Origin of the sequence: Helicobacter typhlonius (genome assembly GCF_001460635.1) — a bacterium.
Lineage (GTDB): Bacteria > Campylobacterota > Campylobacteria > Campylobacterales > Helicobacteraceae > Helicobacter_C > Helicobacter_C typhlonius.
Window position 1 is genome coordinate 1,914,260 of sequence record NZ_LN907858.1, and the last position, 6,573, is coordinate 1,920,832.

Genomic DNA, 6,573 nt, shown 5'->3' on the forward strand with positions numbered 1-6,573 from the left:
CGTCAATCCTTTGTGTTGAATGTGTTGTTAATGGCACTTATAAGCCCATACACACTTGCCATAATAATATCGCTATGGATACCTACGCCAAAGTGCATTTTACCCTGTGATTCTATTTGCACATAGCAAATCGCACTTGCATTTGAACCTTTTTTGAGTGCGTGTTCATTATAGTCAATTATTTCAAAGACAAGCCCAAGATTTTCCCTTAGCGCATTTGCTATGCTATCAAGGCGTCCATTACCACGACCGCTAATCTCCTTTGGTGTGCCATTATGCGTGATATTAAGCTGCGCACTAAAAGAATCTTGTGTGTGTTCAAAGCGGCAATCTTGCATATTTAAAGGCGTGTCTAGATTCACAAAATCCCTTTCAAAAATATCGCAAATTTCTTTGGGGCTTAGCTCTTTATGGGCGTTATCCGAAATATTTTTCACATAATATGAAAAGCTCTCTTTAAATGCTGCGGGCAAGCTCACGCCATAATGTTCGTGCAAAATATAGGCTATCCCGCCCTTGCCACTTTGAGAATTAATGCGTATCACATCGCTTTCATACACGCGTCCTACATCTTTTGGGTCAATAGGCAAGTATGGCACACTCCAAGTGCCACGATTATGCTCTGCGTGGTAAGCCATACCCTTAGCGATAGCGTCTTGATGTGAGCCTGAAAACGCCGCAAAGACAAGTTTGCCTGAATATGGTTGTCGCTCATATACTTGCATTTTGGTAACACTCTCATACACATCACAAATAGCGGGGATATTGCTAAAATCAAGGTTGGGATTGACGCCGTGCGTGTGAAGATTCATAGCAAGTGTGATAATATCCACATTGCCGGTGCGCTCGCCATTACCAAATAATGTCCCCTCAATTCTATCCGCACCTGCCAAAAGCCCAAGCTCCGCACTCGCCACGGCGCAACCTCTATCATTATGCGGGTGCAAAGAAATAAGCACATTTTCTCTATTTTTAAGATGTTTTGACATATATTCTACTTGACTTGCATAGATATGGGGCAAACTCATCTCAACCGTTGCGGGGAGATTCACAATAAACTTTTGCTCTTTTGTGGGTTTAAACACATCAATGACTTCATTACACACTTCAAGTGCGTAATCAACCTCTGTCCCGCTAAAGCTCTCTGGCGAATATTCAAAGGCAAAATTGCCCTTTGTGCTTTTGGCATAAGATTGCAATGCGTGTGCGCCATCAAGGGCGATCTTTTTAATATCCTCTTTGCTTTTTTTAAAGACTTGCTCCCTTTGAGCGTAAGAAGTGGAATTATAAAAATGCACAACCGCATTTTGACAGCCCTCTAGGCTTTCAAAAGTTTTTTTGATAATATGCTCTCTTGCTTGGGTAAGCACCTGCACCCGCACATCGCTAGGGATAAGATTCTCTTCAATGAGTGTGCGTAAAAAGCGGTATTCGGTTTCGCTTGCTGCGGGGAATCCTACTTCAATATCTTTAAAGCCAACTTGGAGCAGGAGCTTAAAAAATGTGATTTTTTCTTCTAGGCTCATAGGAGTGATAAGGGCTTGATTGCCATCGCGCAAATCCACGCTGCACCACAAGGGTGCGGATTCTATATATTCTTTTTTGCTCCATTCTAAAGAGGGCTTTGGTGGCATAAAATAGCCACGTTTGTATTTGGTATGACTGCTCATAAAAACTCCTAAAAATATGTTGTAAAACCTTATGATTTTAACAACAAAAATTACACAAATGATAAAAATTATCTATTAAGGGATAGATTTTTATCTTTTTAGCGAAAAATTACCAAAAATGATGGAATCTTAAGCATCTTTTTCCGCATTTTCTGTGCTGATACAATGCTCGAAAATAAATCGCTGCTCTGCTGGGAGTGCGTTAAAAAGAGCAAGGGCTAAATTGCGAATCTCCCATAGCGCAGACTTTGAAGTGCGAAGTGAGAGGAGATTTTGCAGACTCCTTGCATTAATGCTAAAGCTTAGCTCGGTGCGATAGGATTCTGGCATAGCAAACTTTGCTATATCGCTGCTAATATTGTTACATAAAATCTCGCGCAAAGATTCAAGGGCACGAAGCGAAGCGTGATTGACCTGCTCGTTTTGTGTAAAAACGACAAATTCTTCTGCTCGAGCAAGATTCTCGGCATTTATGGGGAGAAAGCTAGGGAGATTTTTTAGCTCTTTTAGTGTGTAGCGCGAGGACTTTACACTAAAACTTGCCATACGATGACGCGCTAACTCCTGCAAACACGCACGCGAAATGCCCTGAATGTAAAAATTATAATACAAATGTTCCAAGGTGCTTGTGTGCTTAAATTTATTTCCCACCCTATTGATGAGCTCTTTATCTTTTTCCCCGCCATTATCGCCCTTTTCAAAGCTCTGCCAACAGGTGCGTATAGCGTGGCTACAAATATGTAAGGGTGTATAATGCAAAAGACTAATGCACATCTTGGTATTTTTTTGCTCTCCCATTACCTCTCCTCTTAGTGATTTGGTATAGAATGATACACAAAATGCGCTAATAAACCTTATGTCCGCGTAACGCTTCGGCATAGTAAGGGTTGTGATAAAAGCAAGTGAGCGGGTTTTGTGTAGATTTTCAAAGCGAAACAAAAGTGGTATATGTGATTTTTAGACAAAGCCTATACAATACAAGATTCTAAACAAGGCTTTAAGATTTAAAACCTAAGGAGGCAAAATGATTTGGCTTGATATTATCGACCCCAAATATGTGATGTTTTTTAAGTCCTTTATCCCACAGCTGCAGTTGCTTGATACACTCATTATCACCACGCGTAGAAGCGCAGATTATGATGAATGCGCTAGACTCTTAACACTTTTTGGCATACAAGCCTATGAAATCGGCGGTTATGGGGGTGAAAGCAGACTTGGCAAGTTTGAATCTCGTTTGCAGAGACAGAGTGGATTCTTAGCACTTTTTAAGAGATTGGGACAAACGCCTAAACTTTTCATCACTGGGGCAAGTGTCGATGGTGTGCAATGCGCCTTTGGGTTAGGCATACCTGTGGTGCATTTTGCCGATACGCCCGTGGCTGGTAATACCTTTAGCGCACAGAATCTTACCATTCTTTCCCGCCTCACCCTGCCACTCTCCCGCCTTGTTTTTCGCCCTTTTGTCGTTCCAGAGATATGCTACACGAGTTTGGGGCTAGCACCCTCGCAAGTCAAGGCTTACGATTTTATCGATGTTGCACTATGGTTGCAAGATGTGCCTGAATTTGCGCGGGATTCTATGCAGAGAGTGGCATTTATGCGTGAGTATGATTTAAATCAGAATCTACCTCTCGTGCTTGTGCGTGAGGAGGAGTATATGGCGCATTATGTGAAGAAAAAATTGCCTATTATATATGAAAGTATAGAACTACTAAGCGCACAGGCGAATATCTTGCTTATGCCGCGTTATGGGAGCAATGAGCTAAAATCTGCCTTTGGTGCGTATAAAAATGTGCGCATACTCACAGAAAAGCTTCAGCCAAAGGCGTTTTATCCATTTATAGACTTGCTTATCGGTGGCGGCGGGACAATGAATCTTGAGGCGTGTTATTTGGGGATTCCCGTGATTTCTACGCGCTCACTTTTGCTTTTTCACGATAGTTTTCTTTTAGAATCTAAGCTAATGCACCACGCAAAATCCGCCGAGCAGGTGTTCGACCTTGCTTTAAAGATACTCTCTAACCCCAAAGCGCATCAAAAACGAGATGACCTCTTTGCGCCAAATGGGCTAGATGTGAGCGATATTCTAGCAGATATACGCGCGTTGTTGGAGTAGCCAATGGCTTTGTGGGAGATTCTAAAAACTTTTAAAATCTTGCACAATTCTATGTGGTTTAAGCCAAGTTTTAAAAGCTTTTGTATAGAATCCGCGCTTACTTGTTTTTGTATTTAAGGCTCGATAGCTCAGTCGGTAGAGCAGGAGACTGAAAATCTCCGTGTCGGTGGTTCGATTCCGCCTCGAGCCACCACCACTTGATTTCCTTTCATTGTCTTTATTATTTTCAAAAACTACACAAACAAATAGAGTTACTTTCAGCTTTTATTTTTTTATTTGAATATGGGGCTTGATGTTAGTTGATTTTTTGTTGCCTACTCTTTTCTAGCAACCTGAAAGGTAATGTATTTTGGCTAGGATTTAGGCTCTGCAGGAGAGCTTGAGCCAGAATCTAAACTTAGCCTATGAGCTTATATACCACGGTAAAGATGGTTAAAAGCCCGGTGATAAACACAAACGCATCAAGCGCAGGGTTTTGGAATTGCTTCATTTTAGAAATGGTATAAATGGCAATAATTGGCATAAGGAATAGAATCGCTGCAATAACAGGGATATTTTGCGCCCTTGCTTCAGCCAATTCTGCGGGGCTAAGTGAAAGCACACAAGAGAAAACAAAAAACATCACAAAGACAAGAAGCATAACTGAAGTGCGTAAAAGAATAGAATCTGATTTTGCAATAGCATTTGCCCCATATTCGCGCTTAACACTAAGTGCGAAAGTAGAAATAGCGGGCGAGTGATTGAAGCTAAACACAAGCACGGGAAGCGTGAGCCACACGATTGTTAAAAACTCTTTCGTATCAGGCACAGCACTTAGGCTTTCAAGATTCCATTGAGGAATGAGATAGAGTGAAAAGATAAATAAAATCGCACAAAGCGGATATACAAGCCATTGGCACACTTTTGTAATGAGTTTTTCGCTAAAGAGCATAATGAGCATAAAGGCACTGACTAAAATAAATACAAGCGCAGCTCGCCAAAATGGTAGCAAATTAGCATAATTTTCAGATTCAAGCTTAACGAATATAGATTCGCTTTGTTGGAGAAAGTCAAATGGGATATAATAGCTATGTGGGTCATAATAAATGCTTTGTATGAATCCAGCTAAAGTGCCAAGTGGAGCAACTCTGGGGTGATGATCATTCACAAGAGGGAGAATCTGATTATAAATAAAACTCTCAAATGTATTTGTAATACCTACACAATACGCCAAGCAAATAGGAAAAATAGCAAAAAAATAGAGAATTGAAATGAATATGCTCACCCCACGCCCGAAATATTCTTCTGCGGCGTGTGTGATGTCTTTGTCATCACCATTAGCTTGGCAGACAAAGCGAGAAAGTGCGCGGTGGCTAAGATATACCATTGGGAAAATGATAAAACACATCGCCACAACAGGATAGAATCCGCCTCCTCCAGCCCTAATAGGCAGGTATAAGATTCCCGCACCCACCGCTGTGCCAAAGAGTGAAAGCATCCAGCGCGTATCAAAACTATTCCACTTCACTAAAATCCTTTGTATAATTGAGGTGTGCCATTGTATAAAATAAAAAACATAAAGGGCTTAAAACATTTGCAAAACGAGAGTTATTTTTGCGATGAGGTAGATTTTTAACATTCTACGCAAAGACACATAAAACTTTATTCATAAGCCCTATTTGCCCTCCCATAATGTTTTAATATACATCTCCACCTTATCACTATTCATCTTTGAGCCTTGAATGCCAAAGTCTTTGATATTAAGCATTCCGGTGAGTGCCAGCTCAACATTTTGTGTATTCAAGGTAGAATCTAGCTCAAGGGGTAGCGTTATGCCGTGCAAATTAATCTCTGCATATACTTTGCCCTTTATCTTGCCATTGGCATTTTCACGCATTTCATATTTTGTCATCACAAGGCGACTTGTGGGATAGACTTTCACATCTAAAAAATCAGGCTCGAGCAAATGCGCATCGCGTTTCTTGCTATCAGAAAAAACAGAGGCGGTTTGAATCTCGCCACTTAAATGCGTGATGTTACCAGCATTATCAAGCTTCAAATCCCCGCTAAACTCCCTAAAATGCCCATTTACCGACATAAAGCCAAATTTAGTCGCCTTGAAGCCAATATGAGAATCTTTGCTTACCTTATAGCTCCCTGCCAACGCCTTTAGGTTAGATTCTACCGCAATAGCATCTTGCTTATTCATGGGGGTTTGCGCATATGTCATATTTGCCGCTAGTAGCAAGGCGAATGAAAAACAGAGTGTTTTCCATATCTTGTTTTGTCCTGTTTGTGTATTTGTTTTACGCATATTTTCTTGTGTTTTCATTGTTTTCCTTTCTGTCGTTCTTTATTTTCAAGTCCTATGACTGCCTTATGCAGTATCCTGTGAAGCTCCTTCATCTCGTCTTCGCTGATGTGTTCTAAAAGCAAATCATTATGCACCTCCTTCATCATTTGATATGTCTGCTCCGCGCACTGCCTACCGCTAGGTGTAAGGACAATAAGGTTTTCGCGTCTATTTTTTGGGTTTTGCTTACGCGTGGCTAAACCCTTAGATTCCAAATCATCAACATACATACGCACATAGTTTTTATCGCTTAGTGCAGAGCCTCGCAAGTTGGTTTGTGAGCTTGCTTGCTGATGAGATTGCCACAAAATCCCCGCTTGTGGGTGGATAATACCTAGCGGAGCTATGCGTCTATCAAACTCTGATGAGAGCCAAAAGCGCAGTTTTGTCGCGAGAAATCCAATATTTTGATAAATATCGCAATTGATGTTTGCTTGTGAATCTTGTGTATCCAT

The 6,573-nt window shown here is 41.0% G+C and carries 6 protein-coding genes and 1 tRNA gene; 2 read left to right on the forward strand and 5 right to left on the reverse strand.

Annotated features, from left to right (window positions below):
• Positions 1-2 precede the first annotated feature (2 nt).
• Together BN2458_RS09515 and thyX are read right to left on the reverse strand one after the other, a co-directional pair.
• Positions 3-1,670, reverse strand: a complete 1,668-nt coding sequence (locus BN2458_RS09515; RefSeq protein WP_034326369.1) for a 2-isopropylmalate synthase — start codon at positions 1,668-1,670, stop codon at positions 3-5.
• 129 nt (positions 1,671-1,799) lie between these two features.
• Entirely contained in the window at positions 1,800-2,444 is a 645-nt protein-coding gene (gene thyX, locus BN2458_RS09520) for an FAD-dependent thymidylate synthase (RefSeq protein WP_034326400.1), read from the reverse strand.
• Between the two features lie 250 nt (positions 2,445-2,694).
• Between thyX and BN2458_RS09525 the strand changes: the two genes are divergently transcribed.
• Entirely contained in the window at positions 2,695-3,786 is a 1,092-nt protein-coding gene (locus BN2458_RS09525) for a DUF354 domain-containing protein (protein WP_058122099.1), read from the forward strand.
• 117 nt (positions 3,787-3,903) lie between these two features.
• Positions 3,904-3,979 (forward strand) — tRNA-Phe (locus tag BN2458_RS09530).
• A gap of 204 nt (positions 3,980-4,183) precedes the next feature.
• On the opposite strand, the gene BN2458_RS09535 is transcribed toward BN2458_RS09530, so the two are convergent.
• The 3 genes from BN2458_RS09535 to BN2458_RS09545 all read right to left on the reverse strand — a co-directional run bounded on the left by BN2458_RS09535 (position 4,184) and on the right by BN2458_RS09545 (position 6,573).
• The gene (locus BN2458_RS09535) at positions 4,184-5,263 is read right to left on the reverse strand and encodes an aromatic amino acid transport family protein (protein WP_052082146.1); all 1,080 of its coding nucleotides are present in this window, start codon (positions 5,261-5,263) and stop codon (positions 4,184-4,186) included.
• A gap of 177 nt (positions 5,264-5,440) precedes the next feature.
• Positions 5,441-6,097: a YceI family protein gene (locus BN2458_RS09540; protein ID WP_052082135.1), complete on the reverse strand. Its 657-nt coding sequence runs from the start codon at positions 6,095-6,097 to the stop codon at positions 5,441-5,443.
• Positions 6,094-6,573, reverse strand: coding sequence for a MarR family winged helix-turn-helix transcriptional regulator (locus BN2458_RS09545; protein WP_052082136.1), 480 nt, complete (start codon positions 6,571-6,573; stop codon positions 6,094-6,096). Before BN2458_RS09545 ends, BN2458_RS09540 begins: the two co-directional genes overlap by 4 nt.